Source organism: Parvimonas sp. M20 (assembly GCF_035282425.1).
In the GTDB taxonomy this organism is placed as follows: domain Bacteria; phylum Bacillota; class Clostridia; order Tissierellales; family Peptoniphilaceae; genus Parvimonas.
Genome location: NZ_JAYKBQ010000009.1, coordinates 1 through 20,578 on the forward strand (window position 1 = coordinate 1; position 20,578 = coordinate 20,578).

Annotated in this window: 34 protein-coding genes; 33 read left to right on the forward strand and 1 reads right to left on the reverse strand. The window is 31.0% G+C overall.

The window, feature by feature from the left end; genetic code table 11:
* Positions 1 to 79: 79 nt before the first annotated feature.
* Both VJI93_RS05030 and VJI93_RS05035 read left to right on the forward strand, forming a co-directional pair.
* On the forward strand, positions 80 to 658 hold the full coding sequence (locus tag VJI93_RS05030) for a transposase (RefSeq protein ID WP_323999778.1): 579 nt from the start codon (positions 80 to 82) through the stop codon (positions 656 to 658).
* Positions 659 to 818: 160 nt separating this feature from the next.
* Positions 819 to 2,531: a M3 family oligoendopeptidase gene (locus tag VJI93_RS05035; RefSeq protein ID WP_323999777.1), complete on the forward strand. Its 1,713-nt coding sequence runs from the start codon at positions 819 to 821 to the stop codon at positions 2,529 to 2,531.
* A gap of 38 nt (positions 2,532 to 2,569) precedes the next feature.
* On the opposite strand, the gene purB is transcribed toward VJI93_RS05035, so the two are convergent.
* On the reverse strand, positions 2,570 to 4,000 hold the full coding sequence (gene purB / locus VJI93_RS05040; RefSeq protein WP_323999776.1) for an adenylosuccinate lyase: 1,431 nt from the start codon (positions 3,998 to 4,000) through the stop codon (positions 2,570 to 2,572).
* Positions 4,001 to 4,361: 361 nt separating this feature from the next.
* Between purB and VJI93_RS05045 the strand changes: the two genes are divergently transcribed.
* The 31 genes from VJI93_RS05045 to VJI93_RS05195 all read left to right on the forward strand — a co-directional run bounded on the left by VJI93_RS05045 (position 4,362) and on the right by VJI93_RS05195 (position 20,576).
* Entirely contained in the window at positions 4,362 to 5,363 is a 1,002-nt protein-coding gene (locus VJI93_RS05045) for a polysaccharide deacetylase family protein (protein ID WP_323999775.1), read from the forward strand.
* Positions 5,364 to 5,370: 7 nt separating this feature from the next.
* Positions 5,371 to 6,582 (forward strand): DNA recombination protein RmuC, encoded by a 1,212-nt coding sequence (locus VJI93_RS05050; protein ID WP_323999774.1) that lies wholly within the window; start codon positions 5,371 to 5,373, stop codon positions 6,580 to 6,582.
* 369 nt (positions 6,583 to 6,951) lie between these two features.
* On the forward strand, positions 6,952 to 7,263 hold the full coding sequence (gene rpsJ / locus VJI93_RS05055) for a 30S ribosomal protein S10 (RefSeq protein ID WP_009354283.1): 312 nt from the start codon (positions 6,952 to 6,954) through the stop codon (positions 7,261 to 7,263).
* Positions 7,264 to 7,315: 52 nt separating this feature from the next.
* The gene (rplC, locus tag VJI93_RS05060; protein ID WP_323999773.1) at positions 7,316 to 7,942 is read left to right on the forward strand and encodes a 50S ribosomal protein L3; all 627 of its coding nucleotides are present in this window, start codon (positions 7,316 to 7,318) and stop codon (positions 7,940 to 7,942) included.
* A gap of 17 nt (positions 7,943 to 7,959) precedes the next feature.
* Complete coding sequence (gene rplD / locus VJI93_RS05065; protein ID WP_323999772.1) at positions 7,960 to 8,583, forward strand: 50S ribosomal protein L4; 624 nt, start codon at positions 7,960 to 7,962, stop codon at positions 8,581 to 8,583.
* Positions 8,580 to 8,870: a 50S ribosomal protein L23 gene (gene rplW / locus VJI93_RS05070; protein WP_172965474.1), complete on the forward strand. Its 291-nt coding sequence runs from the start codon at positions 8,580 to 8,582 to the stop codon at positions 8,868 to 8,870. The genes rplD and rplW overlap by 4 nt, the downstream gene beginning before the upstream one ends.
* Positions 8,871 to 8,887: 17 nt before the next feature.
* Complete coding sequence (gene rplB, locus VJI93_RS05075; RefSeq protein WP_323999771.1) at positions 8,888 to 9,721, forward strand: 50S ribosomal protein L2; 834 nt, start codon at positions 8,888 to 8,890, stop codon at positions 9,719 to 9,721.
* 16 nt (positions 9,722 to 9,737) lie between these two features.
* Entirely contained in the window at positions 9,738 to 10,022 is a 285-nt protein-coding gene (gene rpsS, locus VJI93_RS05080; RefSeq protein WP_323999770.1) for a 30S ribosomal protein S19, read from the forward strand.
* 19 nt (positions 10,023 to 10,041) lie between these two features.
* A complete protein-coding gene (gene rplV / locus VJI93_RS05085; protein WP_004833617.1) occupies positions 10,042 to 10,374 on the forward strand; it encodes a 50S ribosomal protein L22 in 333 nt (110 codons plus the stop codon).
* A gap of 17 nt (positions 10,375 to 10,391) precedes the next feature.
* A complete protein-coding gene (rpsC, locus tag VJI93_RS05090) occupies positions 10,392 to 11,126 on the forward strand; it encodes a 30S ribosomal protein S3 (RefSeq protein WP_323999769.1) in 735 nt (244 codons plus the stop codon).
* Positions 11,127 to 11,149: 23 nt separating this feature from the next.
* Positions 11,150 to 11,584: a 50S ribosomal protein L16 gene (rplP, locus tag VJI93_RS05095; protein ID WP_004833615.1), complete on the forward strand. Its 435-nt coding sequence runs from the start codon at positions 11,150 to 11,152 to the stop codon at positions 11,582 to 11,584.
* A complete protein-coding gene (gene rpmC / locus VJI93_RS05100) occupies positions 11,574 to 11,780 on the forward strand; it encodes a 50S ribosomal protein L29 (RefSeq protein WP_004833614.1) in 207 nt (68 codons plus the stop codon). Before rplP ends, rpmC begins: the two co-directional genes overlap by 11 nt.
* Positions 11,781 to 11,786: 6 nt before the next feature.
* Entirely contained in the window at positions 11,787 to 12,041 is a 255-nt protein-coding gene (gene rpsQ, locus VJI93_RS05105; protein ID WP_004833613.1) for a 30S ribosomal protein S17, read from the forward strand.
* A 24-nt stretch (positions 12,042 to 12,065) separates the two neighbouring features.
* Positions 12,066 to 12,434, forward strand: coding sequence for a 50S ribosomal protein L14 (gene rplN / locus VJI93_RS05110; RefSeq protein WP_009372516.1), 369 nt, complete (start codon positions 12,066 to 12,068; stop codon positions 12,432 to 12,434).
* A gap of 14 nt (positions 12,435 to 12,448) precedes the next feature.
* On the forward strand, positions 12,449 to 12,760 hold the full coding sequence (rplX, locus tag VJI93_RS05115) for a 50S ribosomal protein L24 (RefSeq protein WP_323999768.1): 312 nt from the start codon (positions 12,449 to 12,451) through the stop codon (positions 12,758 to 12,760).
* Positions 12,761 to 12,779: 19 nt separating this feature from the next.
* The gene (gene rplE / locus VJI93_RS05120) at positions 12,780 to 13,322 is read left to right on the forward strand and encodes a 50S ribosomal protein L5 (RefSeq protein ID WP_323999767.1); all 543 of its coding nucleotides are present in this window, start codon (positions 12,780 to 12,782) and stop codon (positions 13,320 to 13,322) included.
* Between the two features lie 14 nt (positions 13,323 to 13,336).
* On the forward strand, positions 13,337 to 13,606 hold the full coding sequence (rpsN, locus tag VJI93_RS05125; protein WP_004833609.1) for a 30S ribosomal protein S14: 270 nt from the start codon (positions 13,337 to 13,339) through the stop codon (positions 13,604 to 13,606).
* 24 nt (positions 13,607 to 13,630) lie between these two features.
* Complete coding sequence (rpsH, locus tag VJI93_RS05130) at positions 13,631 to 14,026, forward strand: 30S ribosomal protein S8 (RefSeq protein WP_323999766.1); 396 nt, start codon at positions 13,631 to 13,633, stop codon at positions 14,024 to 14,026.
* 34 nt (positions 14,027 to 14,060) lie between these two features.
* Complete coding sequence (rplF, locus tag VJI93_RS05135) at positions 14,061 to 14,600, forward strand: 50S ribosomal protein L6 (RefSeq protein WP_323999765.1); 540 nt, start codon at positions 14,061 to 14,063, stop codon at positions 14,598 to 14,600.
* Positions 14,601 to 14,616: 16 nt separating this feature from the next.
* The gene (gene rplR, locus VJI93_RS05140) at positions 14,617 to 14,982 is read left to right on the forward strand and encodes a 50S ribosomal protein L18 (RefSeq protein WP_009372294.1); all 366 of its coding nucleotides are present in this window, start codon (positions 14,617 to 14,619) and stop codon (positions 14,980 to 14,982) included.
* A gap of 17 nt (positions 14,983 to 14,999) precedes the next feature.
* Entirely contained in the window at positions 15,000 to 15,506 is a 507-nt protein-coding gene (gene rpsE / locus VJI93_RS05145) for a 30S ribosomal protein S5 (protein ID WP_416384090.1), read from the forward strand.
* Between the two features lie 14 nt (positions 15,507 to 15,520).
* Positions 15,521 to 15,700, forward strand: coding sequence for a 50S ribosomal protein L30 (gene rpmD / locus VJI93_RS05150; RefSeq protein WP_068473718.1), 180 nt, complete (start codon positions 15,521 to 15,523; stop codon positions 15,698 to 15,700).
* Positions 15,701 to 15,713: 13 nt separating this feature from the next.
* Positions 15,714 to 16,163 carry a 50S ribosomal protein L15 gene (gene rplO / locus VJI93_RS05155; RefSeq protein WP_233055438.1) on the forward strand — a complete coding sequence of 150 codons (450 nt, stop codon included), beginning with the start codon at positions 15,714 to 15,716 and terminating at the stop codon, positions 16,161 to 16,163.
* A gap of 1 nt (position 16,164) precedes the next feature.
* Complete coding sequence (secY, locus tag VJI93_RS05160) at positions 16,165 to 17,442, forward strand: preprotein translocase subunit SecY (protein ID WP_323999764.1); 1,278 nt, start codon at positions 16,165 to 16,167, stop codon at positions 17,440 to 17,442.
* Between the two features lie 17 nt (positions 17,443 to 17,459).
* Positions 17,460 to 18,101: an adenylate kinase gene (locus VJI93_RS05165; RefSeq protein WP_323999763.1), complete on the forward strand. Its 642-nt coding sequence runs from the start codon at positions 17,460 to 17,462 to the stop codon at positions 18,099 to 18,101.
* Between the two features lie 27 nt (positions 18,102 to 18,128).
* A complete protein-coding gene (locus VJI93_RS05170) occupies positions 18,129 to 18,410 on the forward strand; it encodes a hypothetical protein (RefSeq protein ID WP_009372611.1) in 282 nt (93 codons plus the stop codon).
* A gap of 12 nt (positions 18,411 to 18,422) precedes the next feature.
* Complete coding sequence (infA, locus tag VJI93_RS05175) at positions 18,423 to 18,641, forward strand: translation initiation factor IF-1 (protein WP_004833593.1); 219 nt, start codon at positions 18,423 to 18,425, stop codon at positions 18,639 to 18,641.
* A 16-nt stretch (positions 18,642 to 18,657) separates the two neighbouring features.
* The gene (gene rpmJ / locus VJI93_RS05180) at positions 18,658 to 18,771 is read left to right on the forward strand and encodes a 50S ribosomal protein L36 (protein ID WP_004833592.1); all 114 of its coding nucleotides are present in this window, start codon (positions 18,658 to 18,660) and stop codon (positions 18,769 to 18,771) included.
* Between the two features lie 23 nt (positions 18,772 to 18,794).
* Complete coding sequence (rpsM, locus tag VJI93_RS05185; RefSeq protein WP_004833591.1) at positions 18,795 to 19,163, forward strand: 30S ribosomal protein S13; 369 nt, start codon at positions 18,795 to 18,797, stop codon at positions 19,161 to 19,163.
* Positions 19,164 to 19,176: 13 nt separating this feature from the next.
* Positions 19,177 to 19,572 (forward strand): 30S ribosomal protein S11, encoded by a 396-nt coding sequence (gene rpsK / locus VJI93_RS05190; protein WP_004833590.1) that lies wholly within the window; start codon positions 19,177 to 19,179, stop codon positions 19,570 to 19,572.
* A gap of 62 nt (positions 19,573 to 19,634) precedes the next feature.
* Complete coding sequence (locus VJI93_RS05195) at positions 19,635 to 20,576, forward strand: DNA-directed RNA polymerase subunit alpha (protein WP_323999762.1); 942 nt, start codon at positions 19,635 to 19,637, stop codon at positions 20,574 to 20,576.
* Positions 20,577 to 20,578 lie beyond the last annotated feature (2 nt).

Sequence of the window (20,578 nt, forward strand, 5' to 3'; positions counted from 1 at the left end):
AAAGATACCTCCTTTTTGTGTTCATAAATATAATACTATTATTTATTTAATGTGTCCACTTTTATAAGTAGGGTGCAAGATGTTGATAGATGATAAGATACAACCTGTATTACCATACACAAGGTCAAAAGGAAAGAGAAAAGAAGGATTTTATCCAAGAGATTATGTATATGATGAATATTATGATTGTTACATCTGCCCAGAAAATGAGATAATAAAGTATAGTACGACAACAAGAGAAGGATATAGAGAATATAGAAGTGATAGGAATAAATGTAGTAAGTGTAAGAATTTAGAGAAGTGTACAGAAAGCAAAAACAAACAAAAAGTAATAACAAGACATATATGGAAGAATTACTTAGAAGAATGTGAAGAATACAGATATACAAAAAAAGGAAAAGAAGAATATAAGAGAAGAAAAGAGACAATAGAAAGAACATTCGGAACGGTAAAAGAATATCATGGATTTAGATATACAAATGAGAAAGGGAAAGCAAAAATGCAAATAAAAGCTCTCCTAACTTTTGCGTGTCTAAATATGAAGAAATTAGCAAATATGATGAGCAGATTAGGTAGAAAGAGACCTAATTTTTTAATTTTTAAGGAAATTTATAGAAAATTTAAGATTTTAACAAAATTTCAGATGATTTTTAATTAAAAACAAAAATACATAAAAAAAGCACAGACAAAATTTATGCTTTGTCTGCGCTCTGAGGAATTACTTAGGTAATTCCTTTTTTCTTATAATATTTTGTAAGACTGTTTTTTATTGTTAAATTGTGATAAAATAGTTTTAAGATTTATAATAGGAGGTAGTTATGACTAAAGAAAATTTAGATTTAAAGTTTGAGGACTACAAATATATTCGTCCTGATTTTGAAAAACTTAGAACTGATATTAGAGCTTTGACTGAAAGACTTGTAAATGCTAAAACAAGTGAAGAAGCTATTGAAACTTATAATGAGCTTAATAAAGTAAGTTCAGATGCTGATAGTATGGTTGCTTTAGCACATGTTAAAAATTCAATTGATACTAAGGATGAATTTTTTGACAAAGAAATGCAATTTATTCAAGAAAATGCTCCAAAAGTTCAAGAAGTCGAGGTTGAATATATAAGGGAGTTTGTTAATAGCAAATTTAGAAAAGAACTTGAAGAAAAGTTTGGAGTTTATTTGTTCCAAAAATATGAAAATTATTTATTGACTTTTAATCCTTCAATTATGGAAGATTTAGTTGAGGAAGCAAAGGTTGTTATGGAATATCAAAAACTTTTGTCTTCTTGTTCAAAAGAATGGAATGACGAACAGTTAAATCTTACTCAACTTGCTAAGTATACTCAAGATTCTGATGCAAGTACTAGAAGAAAAGCTACAAATCTTGTTTCTGAAATTTATGAAGAGCAAACAGAAAAACTAGATGAAATCTATGATAAAGTAGTTAAGATAAGAGATAGAATGGCTAAAAAATTAGGTTATAAGAATTTTATAGAGCTTGGCTACAAAAAAATGGGTAGAGTTGATTATAATGCTAAAGATGTTGAGGGTTATAGAAAACAAATTGTAGAAACTATTGTTCCTATTTGTAATAAGATTAGAGAAGAACAAAGAAAGAGAATAGGATTAGATAAACTAACTTTCTATGATGAGCCGATGTTCTTTAAGTCAGGAAATCCTGCTCCACATGGAAAAAAAGATTGGATGGTTGACAGAGCAGAAAAAATGTATAGTGAGTTATCTCCTGAAACCAAAGAATTTTTTAATTTTATGAAAACTAAAAATTTATTTGATTTAGATGCAAAGACAACAAAAGCAGGTGGAGGATATTGTACTTATTTAAGAAATTGGAGAAGTCCATTTATTTTCGCTAATTTTAACGGTACAACTCATGATGTTGAGGTTCTAACTCATGAAGCAGGGCATGCTTTTCAAGTTTTCTCATCAAGAGATTATATTCCTGAATACACTTGGCCTGGAATGGAATCAGCAGAAATCCACTCAATGAGTATGGAATTTTTCACTTGGCCTTGGATGGATTTATTCTTTGAAGAAGAAGCTGATAAATTTAGATATAATCATATGGCTCATCGTTTAACATTTTTACCTTACGGAGCTTTAGTTGATGAATTCCAACATGTTGTATATGAAAATCCTGAACTAACTCCAAAACAAAGACGTGAAAAATTTAGAGAATTAGAAAAGAAATATTTACCACATAGAGACTATGATGGAATAAAAGTTCTAGAAAATGGTGGATTTTGGTTTAGACAAAGACATATTTTTCAAATGCCTTTCTATTATATAGATTATACATTGGCTCAAGTGTGTGCTTTCCAATTTTGGAATAAAGACCAAAAAGATCACAAATCAGCATTTGCTGATTATGTAAGACTTTGTAAAACAGGGGGAACAAAACCTTTCTTACAACTTCTTGAAGTTGCAAAATTAGAAAATCCATTTATATATGGAACTATAAAAAAAGCAGTTGAACCAATAGAAGAATATCTAAATTCTGTTGATGCAAGTAAATTTTAAGTAAAAGGCAAATTTAAAACGCTCCAGTGGGAGCGTTTTTATATTTCAACTTCTTTTATACTTTCAATCAGATTTTTGTTTTCTTCTAAAATAGGATTAACTTCATTTTCTATAAATTCATCTACTTGTGAAGGACATCTTCCAATATATTTCATTGGATTAAGAACTTCAGTAAGTTCATCTTTACTTATGTCAAAGAAATCATCTTTTTCGATTAATTCCAATAAATTATTTTCAAGTCCTTTTTCTTTTACATTTTTTCCTGCAATTTGTGAAAGCTCTCTAATTCTTTCATGAAGTTCTTGTCTATCTCCACCTTTTTTTACTTGATTCATCATGATATTTTCACTTGCCATAAAAGGCAATTCAGCCATTAAATGTTTTTCAATTACTTTTTCATAAACTACCATTCCATCGACTACATTTGCATAAAGTTCCAATATTCCATCTACTGCCAAAAATCCTTGAGAAATTGAAAGTCTTTTATTTGCACTATCATCTAAAGTTCTCTCAAACCATTGTGTTGCAAAAGTTATTGAAGGATTCATCACATTGGAAATAACAAAATTTGATAAAGCTCCAATTCTTTCTGATTTCATAGGATTTCTCTTATAAGGCATGGCAGATGATCCGATTTGACTTTTGCCGAAAGGTTCTTCAATTTCTTTAAGGTGTTGTAAAAGTCTTAAATCATTAGAAAATTTATGAGCGGATTGTGCTATATTTGATAATAAAAATAAAATCTTACTGTCAATTTTTCTTGTATATGTTTGACTTGTAACGGCAAAAACACCTTTAAAGTTCATTTCTTTAGCTATAAAATTGTCAAGTTGTTTTACTTTTTCTTCGTCATTATCAAAAAGCTCCATAAATGATGCTTGACTTCCCGTTGTTCCTTTTGCTCCGCGAAGTTTTAAGTTTTCCAATATGAAATTTAGTTCTTCAAGGTCAATAATTAAATCTTGCATATAGAGCGTTAACCTTTTTCCAACTGTTGTAGGTTGTGCAGCTTGAAAATGTGTATATGCTAAAGTTGGAAGATTTTTATATTTTAGAGCATTTTTCTTTAATAAATTTAAAACATTTATAATTTTTTTCTTTACAATTAAGAGTGCCTCTTTCATAACAATAAGTTCAGTATTATCTCCAACAAAGCAACTTGTAGCACCTAAATGAATAATCCCTTTTGCATTAGGACACTGAACCCCATAGGCATAAACATGACTCATCACATCATGTTTTACAATTTTTTCTCTTTCTAATGCAACATCAAAGTTAATATCATCTTTGAATGCTTCAAGTTCTTTAATTTGTTCATCAGTTATGTTTAGTCCTAAACTTTTTTCTCCTTTTGCAAGAGTTATCCATAATTTTCTCCAAGTTTTAAATTTAAAATCATCAGAAAAAATATAACTCATTTCTTTACTTGAATATCTATTAGTAAGTGGATTTGAATAAATGTCTTTCATAAAAACTCCTCAGTATAATTTTTGATATATATTTTAATCTCATAACTTAATTTTATCCATGTATTATATCATAATTTATTTTGATAAATAAATTAATTTAATTATGATAAAATAGGGAGGCCTTTATCACAAGGCATAAATATATACTTATTATATCATATTTTAGTTATTATAAATAGACAAAATAAATATATTATATTTTTAAAAAATAGTTGGAATAACTAATAATTAAGTTTACAATTTGTTTGAAAATATGTTATAATAAATGAAACTTTATGCTTTATATTGGGGATGGACGAATTGTTAATTTATCAATGTGGTTGATAAATTAATAATAGTTTTAAATTAGGAGGTAAATTCAATGATAGATAATGAAGAAAAAATAAAAGTAATGAAAAAGAAAAGAAAGAAAAGAAGAAGGAAAGAAAATTTTGTTATTATAACTGCAGTTTTCTTAGCACTTTTTGTGTTTATAGGTGGTAAATATGCTTATGACTTAATTTATCCGAACAAAAATCAAACACAAAATAAAAACAGTGAAGAGAATAAAAAAGGGAATTCAGATAATAATTCGGATGACAAACAAAATTCTTCTGAAAAAGAAACTGAGCAAAATAATCCAAATGGAATAGATTTTGCAGAATCTGGAAATCATATAAAATCAGCAGACTCATATGCGTATAATACAGCAGAAATTAGAGATTATATTATGAGTAAAAAAGAATATACAGGAAAGAAAATGGTATTTTTAACTTTTGATGACGGAGTTACTCCGGGTGTAACTGATAAAGTTTTAGATATTCTTAAAGAAAAACAAGTTCCTGCTACTTTTTTCATAGTAGGTAAAACTTTAAACGATCAAGCAAAACCATATTTAGAAAGACAATTAAAAGAGGGACATGGAATAGCTATTCATAGTTTTTCTCATGATTATAATAAATTGTATCCTAAGAGGGTTCCAAATCCTGCTGTTATAAAGGATGAAGCTGAAAAAACTATGGCGAGATTGAAAGAACTTTTAGGTGATAAATTCAATACAGGTGTTTGGAGGTATCCAGGTGGTCATATGTCATGGAAAGGTCTTGAAAATGCTGGTAATGGGGATGAAACTTTAAAAAGTTTAGGACTTGAATGGATTGATTGGAATAGCTTATCAGGAGATGCAGAACCTCTAAAGGTTAGACCTACAAACAAAGAGGAAATGTTAAAATATGTTAAAACATCTTTAAGCTATTGGAAACAACAAAATGTTGCTGTTGTTTTAATGCATGATTCTCAGGGAAAGAATTTGACTGTAGAAACTTTGCCTAGTATAATTGATTATTTTAAATCTAATGGATATGAATTTGGTATTTTAAAATAGGTGAAATATGATTTATTTTTTAATTGGAACTTTAATTTTATTAGTTGTTATTGCGATTGTTTTGATTTTAAAACTATTAAAAAAATCAAATGGTGATGTCATAAGAGATGAAGATATTTTAAAATTAAAACTTAGTTTTTCAGATGAATTTAATAAATTAAACGAAAAATTAAATGGAAACAATGAAAAAATTTCTAATCAATTGCTTGAATTTAAAAATTCTACTAATGACAATATTATAAAAGCGGGTAAAGAGAATATTGATTCGATTTTTAATTTCAATGACAAATTAAAGTCAGAGTTAAAAAAGGACTTCTTAAATCTTACCGTTGTTGTTGAGGGAAGACTCGATAAAATAAATGAAAGTGTTGAAACAAAACTTGAAAAAAGCTTTGAAGATACTAAAAAGACATTTAGTAATGTTATGCAAAGTTTAGGAAGACTTGACGAAGCTCAAAAGAAGATGGAGTTTTTATCTAATAATGTTCAAAACTTAAATAATGTTTTGACTGATAAAAAAACTCGTGGAATTTTTGGAGAAGTACAATTGTATCAAGTTTTGACTTCAGCATTTGGAAATAACAATGAAATTTATCAAAAACAATATAAACTTTCTAATGGAACGATGGCAGATGCAGTTATATTTGCACCAGAACCTGTTGGAACTATTTGTGTCGACAGTAAATTCCCATTGGAAAATTATAGGAGAATTTTTGAGGATATATCTGAAAACAAGTTAGAAAATGAAAAAAGTTTTGAACAAAATTTAAAGAAACATATTGATGACATTTCTTCAAAATATATTATAAAAAATGAAACAACGGACCAAGCTATTTTGTTTTTACCAGCAGAGGCTATATTTGCATATCTTAACGCTTATATGCCTAAAATTGTTGAATATGCATATTCAAAGAGAGTTTGGATTACATCTCCTACAACAATGATGGCAATATTAACAACAATACAAGCAGTTTCTCAAAACTTAAAGCAATCTCAATATGCTTTAGAGATTCAAAGAGAATTAAGTTTACTCTCTGATGAGTTTGAAAGATATGCAAAAAGATGGGAGACACTAGAGAAAGATATAAACAAAGTAAGCAAAGATGTTAAAGATATTTTTACAACTTCAACAAAGATTACAAGAAGATTTGATAACATAAAAAACGTTGAAGTATTTGAAAAAGATGAAGCTAACGAAGTTTTAAAAATTGAGGAATAAATTTAGGTAAGGTAGTGTATAAAAATTATACACTATCTTTTTTATATGTGGCTAACTTAATTTTACAATATACGATTGAAAAAATTTTTAAATATTTTTGAAAAAATGCCAAAAAAGTATTGCAATAATAGAAGTGATGTAGTATAATATATGGGTGCTCATATGCACATAATAGGCGTTGACGAAATAGGTTGCTCAAATTATGGCTATTTTCTAGCATTTTGAGGTAATTATTTCTGAGTATGTCGAACTAGATTTCGGCGACGGGTCGCCGTATTTTTTGGAAGTAAAAATGGAACACACGGATGAGTTGATACGGAGGACCTAGTTGCATGATGCCAAAACATGCGAAATAAGGAGGTAAAAAAATTGGCAAACAAGCAAAAAATCAGAATTAGATTAAGAGCTTACGATCATGAATTAATTGATAGCTCAGCACAACAAATAGTGGAATCTGCAAAGAGAACTGGTGCAGAAGTATCAGGACCTATTCCACTACCAACAGAAAAGGAAATCATTACAATCTTAAGAGCTGTTCACAAATACAAAGACAGTAGAGAACAATTCGAACAAAGAACACATAAAAGACTTATTGATATCCTAAATCCAAACCAAAAAACTTTGGAAAGTTTAAAGAAATTAAATCTTCCAAGTGGTGTAGATATCGAAATTAAGTTATAAATCTTAGAATGATTGTAAATCAATCCGCTGTAAGTAATAGGAGGTGTACTCAATGAAGAGTATTTTAGGTAAAAAAATTGGAATGACTCAAATTTTTACTGAAGATGGAGCAGTTGTTCCTGTAACAGTTGTTGAAGCGGGCCCTATGTTCGTTACACAAATTAAAACTGTTGAAACTGATGGTTATAATGCAATCCAATGTGGATATGTAGACAAAAAAGAAAAGAAGGTTACAAAACCTCTTAGAGGACATTTTGATAAAGTAAGTGTTGGATATAAGAGATTTGTAAGAGAATTTAGATTAAACGAAGGCGAAACTTTTGAAACTGGTCAAGAAATTAAGGTTGACTTATTTGCTGAAGGAGATAAAGTAGATGTTATCGGAACTTCAAAAGGTAAAGGTACTCAAGGTGCTATAAAGAGATGGAATTACGGAAGAGGTCCTGAAGGACATGGTTCTAAATCTCATAGAGTAGCCGGAGCTAGAAGTGCAGGTACTTACCCAGGTAGAGTACTTAAAGGTAGAAAAGCAAGTGGAAAAATGGGAAATGAAAAAAGTACTGTTCAAAATCTTGTCGTTGTAAAAGTTGACGTTGAAAAGAACCTAATTCTTGTAAAAGGTGCTATTCCAGGACCTAAAGGTGGTTTAGTAACAATTAGAGAAGCGGTTAAAAGATAGTTTAAGGAGGATAAATAATGCCTAAGGTTAATGTTTATAACCAACTAGGAGAAGTTGTTGGTGATATAGAATTAAACGAAGCTATTTTTGGTATTGAAGTTAATGAACATGTTGTTTATGAAGTAGTAAAAAACCATTTAGCTAATAGAAGACAAGGCACTCAATCAGCTAAAACTCGTGCAGAAGTACGTGGAGGCGGAAGAAAGCCTTGGAGACAAAAAGGTACTGGTCGTGCTAGACAAGGTAGTATAAGAGCTCCTCAATGGAAAGGTGGCGGAGTAGTATTCGCACCAAAACCAAGAAGTTATAGATACTCAGTTCCTAAAAAAGTAAGAAGACTTGCTATGAAATCAGTTCTTTCTTCAAAAGTTCTTGAAGGAGAATTAAGAATTTTAGATTCTTTAACAGTTGATGCATTCAGCACAAAGAAAGCAAAAGAAATTTTGAAAAACTTGAGTTTAGAAACAAAAACTATGATAGTTTTACCAGAAGGAAATGATATGATTATTAAATCATTTGCTAACCTTCCTAAAGTTGAAACTGTTGTTGTAGATTATATGAATGTTTATGATTTAATGAGATTTGATAATCTTATAATCATAAAAGATGCCTTATCAAAAATTGAGGAGGTGTATGCATAATGACAGCATATGATATTATTATTAAACCGGTTGTAACTGAACGTTCAATGGAAAATATGGAATCAAAAAGATACACTTTCAAAGTTGATACTAGGGCTAATAAATCAGAAATAAAAAAAGCCGTAGAAACAATTTTTGGTGTAAAAGTTAAACAAGTAAATACAATGAATATTACTGGTAAGAAAAAAAGAATGGGAGCTAATGTTGGCAAAAGACCGGATTGGAAAAAAGCCATTGTTACTCTTACGGAAGATTCAAAAGAAATTGAATTTTTTGAAAGTATTTAATATAGGAGGTAATATTAATGGCTATTAGAAAGTATAAACCAACTTCTGCTGGTGTGCGTGGAATGAGCGTTTTAACTTTTGATGAAATAACTAAGACAAAGCCTGAAAAGTCTTTATTAGTTTCTTTATCAAAATCAGGCGGAAGAAATTCATTAGGAAGAATTACCGTTAGACATAGAGGTGGCGGTGCTAAAAGAAAATATAGAATAATAGATTTTAAAAGAAATAAAGATGGAGTACCAGGAAAAGTTGCTTCTATCGAATATGATCCAAATAGAACTGCTAATATAGCATTAATCCATTATTTAGATGGAGAAAAGAGATATATCTTAGCTCCAGAAGGATTAAAAGTTGGAGATAAAATAGAATCAGGCGAAAATGCAGATATCGTAATTGGTAATGCATTAAAATTAAAAGATATTCCAGTTGGTACAAATGTTCATAATATTGAGTTAAAACCAGGGAAAGGTGGACAACTTGTAAGAAGTGCAGGTTCTGAAGCTCAATTGATGGGTAAAGAAGGAAGATTTGCACAATTAAGATTACCTTCAGGTGAATTTAGATTAATTCATTTAGAATGTAGAGCTACAGTTGGTCAAGTTGGTAATTTAAGTCATGAACTTATAACTATCGGTAAAGCAGGAAGATCAAGACATATGGGTAAGAGACCACATGTTAGAGGATCAGCGATGAACCCAGTAGATCACCCTCATGGTGGTGGGGAAGGTAGAACTCCTGTTGGACGTCCAGCACCTTCAACTCCTTGGGGTAAACCGGCTTTAGGACTTAAGACTAGAAAGAAAAATAAAAAGTCTAATAAGTTCATAGTAAGAAGAAGAACTAAAAACTAATTAAGGAGGAAAACAAATGGGTAGATCTCTTAAAAAAGGACCATTTTGTGATGATCATCTTTTAAAGAAAATAGATGCATTAAATAGTGCAGATGAAAAAAAAGTTATAAAAACTTGGTCAAGAAGAAGTACAATTTTTCCACAATTTGTTGGACATACTATAGCTGTTCATGACGGAAGAAAGCACTTACCAATATATATTACTGATGATATGGTAGGACATAAACTTGGAGAGTTCGTTCTAACTAGAACTTACAGGGGTCATGTTGGCAAAAACGAAAAAAATAGTAAAATAAGATAATAGATAAGGAGGAGATAACATGCAAGCTAAAGCAATTGCAAAATATCAAAGAATTTCACCTCTTAAAGTAAACTTTATTTGTAGAGAAATAAGAGGAAAGCATGTAGATGAAGCTTTATCTATTCTAAGATTCACTCCTAAAGCGGGTGCTAGATTATTAGAAAAGGTATTAAAATCAGCTGTTGCTAATGCAGAAAATAATCATAATTTAGATAGAAAAGACCTTTATGTATTAGAAGCTTATGCAAATGATGCTCCAGTTATGAAAAGATGGAGACCAAAGGCTAAAGGTTCAGCTTACCCAATTTTGAAAAGATCAAGTCATATTGGTGTAACGGTAGCAGAAAGATAGTATAAGGAGGATAAAAAATGGGTCAAAAAGTTAATCCTCATGGGTTAAGAGTTGGAATAATAAAAGATTGGGACTCAAGATGGTTTGCCGATAAAAAAGAATTTGGTAATTTATTAGTAGAAGACCACAATATTCGTAAACTTGTTAAAAAAGAGGTAGCTCTTTCAGGAGTACCTAAAGTTGAAATAGAAAGATCAGCAAATAGAGTAAAGGTAACAGTTTTTACTGCTAAACCTGGAATGGTAATTGGAAAATCAGGTGCTGGTGTTGAAGAATTAAGAGTTAAAATTGAAAAATTAACTGGTAAAAAAGTAATTGTTAATGTTGAAGAAGTTAAGAGACCTGATTTAAGTGCTCAATTAGTTGCTGAAAACATTGCTGGACAATTAGAAAGACGTGTATCTTTTAGACGTGCTATGAAACAAGCTATGCAAAGATCATTAAAAGCAGGAGCAAAAGGTATAAAAACTGCTGTTTCTGGTAGACTTGGTGGAGCTGATATGGCTAGAACTGAAGGATATTCTGAAGGAACAATTCCTCTACAAACTTTAAGAGCAGACATTGAATATGGATTTGCTGAAGCTGATACAACTTATGGAAAATTAGGCGTAAAAGTTTGGTTATACAAAGGAGAAGTTCTTCCAGGAATGAAAGCTGCAGTTATTGAAGAAAAACCTGCAAAAAAAGATAGAAGAAACAAGAAAGACAATAAGAAAAGATTTAATAAAACTGGTGCTAAGAAAGAAGCTTAGTTACTGGAAGGAGGAAAGAGTCTATGTTAATGCCTAAGAGAGTAAAATATCGTAGAGTTCATAGAGGCAGAATGACTGGTAAAGCTCTAAGGGGAAATACAATTTCTTATGGAGATTATGCGATTCAAGCATTAGAACCTTGCTGGATGACTGCAAACCAAATTGAATCTGCAAGACGTGCGATGACAAGATATATAAAAAGAGGCGGTAAAATCTGGATTAAAGTATTCCCTGATAAGCCTGTTACTAAAAAACCTGCTGAAGTAAGAATGGGTTCTGGTAAAGGAGCTCCTGAATACTGGGTAGCAGTTGTTAAACCAGGTAGAGTATTATTTGAAATGAGTGGAGTTCCTGTTGATGTAGCTAGAGAAGCTATGAGACTTGCTGCTCACAAACTACCTGTAAAGACTAAATTTATAACTCGTGAGATGAAGGAAGGTGAAGCTAATGAAAATTAAAGAAATTCGCCAAATGAATGATAGTGATTTACAAGCAAAATTAAAAGATTTAAAAGTAGAATTATTTAATTTACGTTTTCAATTAGCCACTGGACAATTAGAGAATCCTATGAGAATTGGTGGCATTAAAAAAGATATAGCTCGTGTTAAGACTATTATTAGAGAACGTGAGCTTAATGCTGGAAAGGAGGCTTAATACTATATGGAAAGAAATAGTAGAAAAGTCATAATAGGAAATGTAGTTTCTAATAAAATGGATAAGACTATAGTTGTAGAAGTTGCAACTTTTGTATCTCACCCACTTTATAAAAAACAAATGAAAAAGACTACAAAATTTAAAGCACATGATGAAAATAACGAATGTTTAATTGGTGATAGAGTTAAAATTATGGAAACAAGACCTCTTTCAAGAGAAAAGAGATGGAGACTTGTTGAGATACTTGAAAGAGTAAAATAATTTTCATCTGGAAAGGAGTATCGTATGATTCAAACAGAAAGTCGTTTAAAAGTTGCTGACAACTCTGGCGCTAAAGAACTTCTTGTTATCAGAGTACTTGGTGGTACTAATAAGAAATATGCAAAAGTTGGCGATATAGTAGTTTGTACTGTTAAAAGTGCTACACCAGGTGGAGTTGTTAAGAAAAGTGACGTTGTAAAAGCGGTAATTGTTAGAACAACAAATAGTATAAAGAGAAATGATGGCAGCTACATTAGATTTGATGATAATGCAGCAGTAATTATAAAAGATGATAAGAACCCAGTTGGTACAAGAATTTTCGGATCAGTTACAAGAGAGCTAAGAGCTGGTAACTTTATGAAAATTATATCTCTTGCACCTGAAGTATTATAATAGGAGGTGTTAGAATGAAAATAAAATCTGGAGATACTGTTATTGTAATTGCAGGAAAAGATAAAGGAAAAACTGGAAAAGTACTTAAAACTTTAGTAAAAGAAAATAAAGTAATAGTTCAAGGAGTAAATATTCAAACTAAACACAAAAAGGCTAGAAATCCAAAAGATGAAGCTGGCCTAATAAAAATTGAGGGAAGTATTGATGTTTCAAATGTAATGTACCTTGATCCTAAAGTTAATAAACCTTCTAGAATTGGTTATGCTCTTGAAGGGGATAAAAAAGTTAGAATCAGTAAAAAAAGTGGTTCAAAAATAGATAAATAGTTGAAAGGAGGAATCTTAAGTGACTTCCAGAATGCAAGTTAGATATAAAGAAGAAATAGTTTCTGCTTTAATGGAACGTTTTAAATATAAAAATATTATGGAGGTTCCTAAACTAAATAAGATTGTTATCAATATTGGTTTAGGTTCAGCTAAAGATAATCCAAAAGTTTTAGAAAGCGCTTTAAGAGACTTGGAAATTATTTCAGGTCAAAAGCCTATAATAACTACTGCTAAAAAATCAATTGCTAATTTCAAACTAAGAGAAGGTATGAAGATTGGTACTAAAGTAACTCTTAGAGGAGAAAAAATGTATGATTTTCTAGATAGATTGGTTAATATTGCTCTTCCACGTGTAAGAGACTTTAGAGGTGTTAGTGCTTCAAGCTTTGATGGTAGAGGAAATTATGCATTAGGTATAAAAGAACAATTAATATTCCCAGAAATCGTATATGATATGATTGATCAAATAAGAGGAATGGATATTATAATAGTTACTACTGCTAAGACTGATGAAGAGTCAAAAGCACTTTTAGAGCTATTAGGAATGCCTTTTAAAAAGTAGTAGGAGGAAATTTAATGGCTAAAAAATCAATGGTACAACGTGAATTAAAACGTCAAAAGTTAGTTGAAAAGTATGCTGCAAAACGTGCAGAGTTAAAAGCCAAAGGGGACTATGTTGGTTTAAGCAAATTACCAAGAAATGCTTCTCCAACTCGTTTACACAACCGTTGTAAAATAACTGGACGTCCTCATGGATACATTGGAAAATATGGAATCAGCCGTATTGTATTCCGTGAATTAGCTTACAAGGGAGAAATTCCTGGCGTTAAAAAGGCTAGTTGGTAATATTAGATAAAGGAGGAAGCTTATATGATGACTGATCCTATAGCAGATATGCTTACAAGAATTAGAAATGGTAATAACGCTAGACATTCATCTGTTGAAATACCTGCATCAAAAATGAAGAAAAATCTTGTACAGATTTTATTAGATGAAGGTTTTATTGAAGGATATAATGTAATTGAAGATGACAAACAAGGAATCATCACAGTTGACTTAAAATATGGAAAGAACAACGAAAAAGTTATTTCAGGACTTAAGAGAATTTCAAAGCCTGGTTTAAGGGTTTATGCTAGAAGCCACGAAATTCCTAAAGTTTTAGGAGGACTTGGAATTGCAATTATCTCAACATCAAAGGGAGTTGTAACTGATAAGGTTGCTAGAAAAGAAGGTGTTGGTGGAGAGGTTCTTTGTTACGTTTGGTAACATGTTTAAGGATTAAAACTAAGGAGGTAAACCAATGTCAAGAATTGGATTAAAACCAATTGTTGTTCCTGCTGGAGTTGAGGTAATCTTAGGTGAAGAAAACTTTGTTGAAGTAAAAGGACCTAAAGGGAAATTGACTCAACAATTAAGCAGAGAAATGAACATAAAAATGGAAGGAAATACAATAAGTATAGAACGTCCTTCTGAAATAAAAAGACATAAATCACTTCATGGACTAACAAGAACATTACTTGCTAACATGATTGATGGTGTTTCAAAGGGATTTACTAAAACTTTGATTATTGAAGGAACTGGATATAGAGCAGCAAAATCTGGAAAGAAATTAACTTTAAATTTAGGATATTCTCATCCAATTGAAGTAATGGATCCAGAAGGCATTACTGTTGAGGTTCCTGAACCAACAAAAATTGTGATTAATGGTATTGATAAACAACAACTTGGAAACTTTGCAGCAAATATTCGTGCACATAGAAGACCAGAACCTTATAAGGGTAAAGGTGTTAGATATGAAGGAGAATATATCAGACGTAAAGTTGGTAAAACTGGTAAATAGGAAGGAGTGAAATTTAATGTTAAAGCAAATTAACAAGAATGAAAATAGAAAAGCAAGACATGCTAGAGTAAGAAAAAAAGTTTCTGGAACTCCTGAAAAACCAAGATTAAATTTATATAGAAGTAATACTAATATATATGCTCAAATTATAGACGATACTAAAGGTATAACTTTAGTTTCAGCTTCAACTTTGGATAAAGAATTAGCTTCATTAGAATCAAAATCAAATAAAGAAGCAGCAAAAGCAGTTGGTCTTGCAATTGGTAAAAAAGCTATTGAAAAAGGCATTACTGAAGTTGTTTTTGATAGAAGTGGATATTTATATCATGGAAAAGTTAAAGAATTAGCTGATGGTGCCAGAGAAGCTGGACTTAAATTTTAGTATCAGGAGGGTAATTAATGGAACTTTTAATTAAAGAAGTAGAAGGATTAGAATTAGAAGAAAGAGTAGTTGCCATCAACCGTGTTACTAAAGTAGTAAAAGGTGGTAGAAACTTTAGATTTAGCGCTCTTGTAGTAGTTGGAGATGGTAATGGACATGTTGGTGTTGGTATTGGTAAGGCACTTGAGGTTCCTGAAGCTATCAGAAAAGGTGTTCAAGATGCTAAAAAGCATGTAATTAGAGTACCTCTTGTAAATACTACAATTCCTCATGAAATTGTTGGAGTTTTTGGAGCTGGTAGAGTTTTATTAAAACCTGCTGGAGCCGGTACTGGAGTTATCGCTGGTGGTCCTGTTCGTGCAGTTTGTGAACTTGCAGGAATTAAAGATGTAAGAAGTAAATCTTTGGGAACTGCTAATGCTAGAAATATAGTTAATGCAACTATGGAAGGGTTAAAGAATCTTAAAAGAGCTGAAGATATTGCTAGATTAAGAGGAAAATCCGTAGAAGAAATATTAGGTTAAGGGGGGCTTTTAAAATGGCAAAGCTCAAAATAACACTTAAAAAGAGTAAAATTGGTAGAATAGAAAAACATATTAAAAATGTTGAAGCTTTAGGTTTAAAAAAAGTTGGTCAAACAGTTGTTAAAGAGGACACTCCATCAATTAGAGGGATGATCAATCAAATTAGTTTTATGCTTGAAGTTGAAGAAATTTAAGGAGGTATAAAGCGTGAAGTTACATGATTTAAGACCTGCTGAAGGTGGAGGCTCAAAAGCAAGAAAAAGACTTGGTAGAGGTTACGGTTCCGGACTTGGTAAGTATGGTGGTAAAGGACGTGACGGACAAAACTCAAGATCTGGTGGCGGAGTAAGACCTGGATTTGAAGGTGGACAAATGCCACTATTTAGAAGACTTCCAAAAAGAGGTTTTACAAATATTTTTGCTAAACAATATGCAGAAGTAAATGTAGAACAATTAAATATTTTTGAAGATGGTACAGAAGTTACTGAAGAATTAATATTTGAAGTTAATTTAGCTAAAAGAGCTAAAGCAAAAGATGGCGTTAAGATTTTAGGTAATGGAGAATTAACTAAAAAATTGACTGTATCTTGCAGTAAATTTACTAAAAGTGCTATCGAAAAAATAGAAAGCACTGGAGGAAAGGTAGAGGTGATCTAATATGTTCAAGACTCTATCAAATGCGTGGAGAATAAAAGAAATCAGAAGTAAAATGATTTTTACATTATTGATGATTGTTGTTTATAGACTTGGAAATGTTATTCCAATTCCTTTTATAGACAAAACAGTTGTTAATAAGCTGATGAGTAGTAATACTGGCGGTTTAGTAAATCTATTAGATTTACTTGCCGGAGGTAGTTTAAAACAAATGAGTGTTTTTGCTCTAAGTATTTATCCTTATATTACAGCATCAATAGTTGTTCAGCTTCTTACTATTGCATTCCCAAGACTTGGAGAAATCGCAAGGGATGGTGAAATGGGTAGAAAAAAAGTTGCAAAGTATACTAAAATAGGTGCAGTTATACTTGGGATTTTTGAAGCTATGGCAATAGCAAATGGATTATTTGCTAAAGCGATAGTTGCTAAAGGATATATTCAATCAGCATTGATTATTACATCTTTATTAGCAGGTTCTATGTTCTTAGTTTGGTTAGGAGAAATGATAACTGAAAAGGGAATTGGTAATGGTATTTCAATTATTATCTTCCTTGGTATTGTTTCAAATTTACCATCACAAATTGGTACATTTATTTATGGAATAAAGACTGGAACAGTTGGAATTCTTACTATAATAGGTGTTGTACTAGCGGCTATTGCAATAGTTGTAATTGTTGTACTTATAAATGAAGGTGAAAGAAAAATAACAGTTCAATATGCTAAAAAAGTTGTTGGAAGGAAGATGTATGGCGGACAAGCTACTCATATTCCGGTAAAAGTTAACATGAGTGGTGTAATGCCTGTAATCTTTGCATCCTCTTTATTGGCTATGCCACAAACTCTTTCATTATTATTTTCTGGTGGAACTCCAAGTTGGATTACTTCATATTTAACAGTTGAAGGTTCAGTTGGTGTATATGTATATTCAATATTGAATTTTATATTGATAATATTGTTTGGATTCTTTTATTCAGCTATTCAGTTTAATACTGTTGAATACGCAAAAAATTTACAACAATATGGTGGTTTTATTCCTGGAATTAGACCTGGAAAACCAACTGGAGAACATTTACAAAAAATATCAAATAGAATTACTTTCTCAGGTTCTATTATATTAGCTTTAATTGCTTCAGCACCAATAGTTCTTTCACGTTTAAGTGGAATGAAAATTAACTTTGGTGGAACATCAGCTATAATCATAGTTGGTGTTGTAATTGAAACAATGAAACAAATAGAATCTATGATGTTAATGAGACACTATAAAGGTTTTTTAAATAAATAGTTTATAGGAGATAAATTATGAGACTAATTTTGTTAGGACCCCCGGGGGCCGGAAAGGGAACTCAAGCGTCAAGTATCGTTTCTGAATATGGAATAACTCATATTTCAACGGGAGATATTTTTAGACATAATATTAAAAATGAAACAGAGCTTGGAAAAAAAGTAAAGTCATACTTAGATAAAGGTCAACTAGTACCTGATGAACTAACTATTGATTTGGTATGGGATAGACTTTCAAAGGACGACTGTAAAAATGGATTTTTATTAGATGGTTTTCCAAGAACAATTAATCAAGCAGAAGCCTTGCAAAAAGGATTAGAGAAAAGAGGTCTTAAACTAGATAAAGTTGTTAACATAGATGTTGATAAGAATATTTTAGTAAAGAGACTTTCTGGAAGAAGGGTTTGTAAAAACTGTGGAGAAACTTATCATGTAGATAATAAGCCAACTTCAAAAGATGGTATTTGTGATAAATGTTCAGGAGAAGTTATTCAAAGAGCAGATGATAATGAAAAAACTGTATTAGATCGTATAGAAGTATATGAAAAGCAGACTTTTCCACTAATTGATTTTTACAAGAATTTAGGATTGATTTTAACTGTTGATGGTACTTTGTCTATTGAGGATGTCTTTTCACAAATTAAGGAGTCTCTTTCTTAGAATGTTTAACATTTGGGAGAGTATACTATGGATCTAAATTTTGATTTTAAAGTAGGTCAGGTTGTAAAATCACTTAAGGGCCGGGACAAGGGCGAAGTAATGATCATAGTTGAGGTAATTAGTTCATCATTAGTAAAAGTTGCTAATGGTAGTAATAGACCTCTTTCTAAACCTAAACTTAAAAAGTCAAAGCATTTGCAAATTTATAATGACGTGCTTAAAGATTTTAGTTTGAATCCATTATCATTTAATGATTCTAATTTGCGAAAATTATTAAAATCATATATACAGGATAATGTAGAAAAATAGGAGGTTCTTTAAATGTCCAAAAAGGATGTTATAGAAGTTGAAGGAACTGTTATTGATGCTATGCCGAATACTATATTCAAGGTTAAACTTGCAAATGGTCATGAAATAACAGCTCATATATCAGGAAAATTAAGAATGAATTATATAAGAATTCTTCCGGGAGATAAGGTATTGGTTGAACTTTCACCTTATGATTTAACAAAAGGAAGAATAACTTGGCGAAACAAGTAGCATAGGAGGGACTTAAATGAAAGTAAGACCATCAGTGAAAAAAATGTGCGAAAAATGTAAAATCATCAGAAGAAAAGGCAGAGTAATGGTGATTTGTGAAAATCCAAAGCACAAACAAAAACAAGGTTAATGAAGATGGAGGTGTAGGTAACAGTGGCAAGAATTGTAGGTGTCGACTTACCAAGAGAAAAAAGGGTAGAAATAGGTTTGACTTATATCTATGGTATAGGTAGAAAGACTTCAAATGATATTCTTAGAAATGCTGGAATAAACCCAGATACAAGAGTTAAAGATTTAACTGAAGCTGAAGTTGCTTTAATAAGAGCTGAAATAGATAAATATCTTGTTGAAGGTGATTTACGTAGAGAAATCGCTATGAATATTAAGAGATTAAGAGAAATTAACTGTTACAGAGGAATCAGACATAGAAGAGGTTTACCTGTAAGAGGACAAAATACTAAAAATAATGCCAGAACAAGAAAAGGTCCAAAGAAAGTTTCTGGTACAAAAAAAGGTAAATAAGGAGGGGATTTAATTGGCAATTAAGAAACAAAAAGCTCGTGTTAAAAGAAGAGAGCGTAAAAACATTGAAAAAGGACAAGCTCATATCGTTTCTTCATTTAATAACACTATGGTAACTCTTAGTGATTTAAACGGTAATGTAATTTCTTGGGCAAGTGCTGGACAATTAGGTTTTAGAGGATCAAGAAAATCTACTCCATTTGCTGCACAACAAGCTGCTGAAGAAGCTGCAAAGAAAGCTATGGAACATGGGCTAAAAGTTGTAGAAGTTTATGTCAAAGGACCTGGATCAGGTAGAGAAGCTGCTATCAGATCATTGCAAGCTACTGGACTTGAAGTTAGTTTAATTAAGGATGTTACTCCGATTCCACATAATGGTTGTAGACCACCAAAGAGAAGAAGAGTGTAATTGTAAGCTTTTAAAGGTATTTAAAAGTTTCAATATGAATTAGACTAAGGAGGATAAAGTCTATGACAGAAGATTTAAATACAAATATTGAAGTTTTAGATCTAGATCTTGAAAAAAACTATGGTAAATTTGCTATAATGCCTCTTGATAGAGGATATGGCACTACATTAGGGAATTCTATGAGAAGAGTACTTTTAGGTTCTCTTCCTGGATCTGCCATAGCAACTGTTAAAATTGATGGTATTGGACATGAGTTTACTACTATTAAAGGCTCAATAGCTGATGTTCCAGAAATTTTAATTAATATTAAGGGAATTGCATTAAAGAAATGCAATGATGAACCTGTAATTTTAGAATTAAATGTAAAAGGACCAAAAGTTGTAACAGCTGGAGATATTTCTGAAAATCAAAATGTTGAAATAGCTAATAAAGATCATTATATAACAACTCTTAATGAAGAGGGAGAAATCCGAATGGATTTATTAGTCTTAAATGGTAAGGGCTATAGAGTTAGCGACTTGAATAAAGAATATTGTGATATTAATTCAATAGCGGTGGATTCTTCTTTTTCTCCTGTGAAGAAAGTAAACTTTATGGTAGGAAATACTAGAGTTGGACAAAGTATAGATTTTGACAAACTTGAAATTGAGGTTTGGACAAATGGAACTATTACTCCACAAGAAGCTCTTTCAACAGGTGCTGGAATTTTTATAGATTACTTAAGTCTATTTAGATCACTACCAGACATTAACCTTGATAATTCAAGTATAAAAGATGGTAAAAATTTGGACACTAATAGTGTTTTATCAAAGAGTGTTGAAGAATTAGATTTATCCCTTAGAAGTTTTAACTGTTTGAAAAGAGCAAATCTTGATACAGTTAAGGATATTATTTCACAAGATATAGAACAGCTAAAGAAAATTAAAAACTTTGGTAAGAAATCTGTAGAAGAAGTAGTGGATAAAATACATGAATTAGGTTTAAAATTTTTAGATGAAGAATAAAA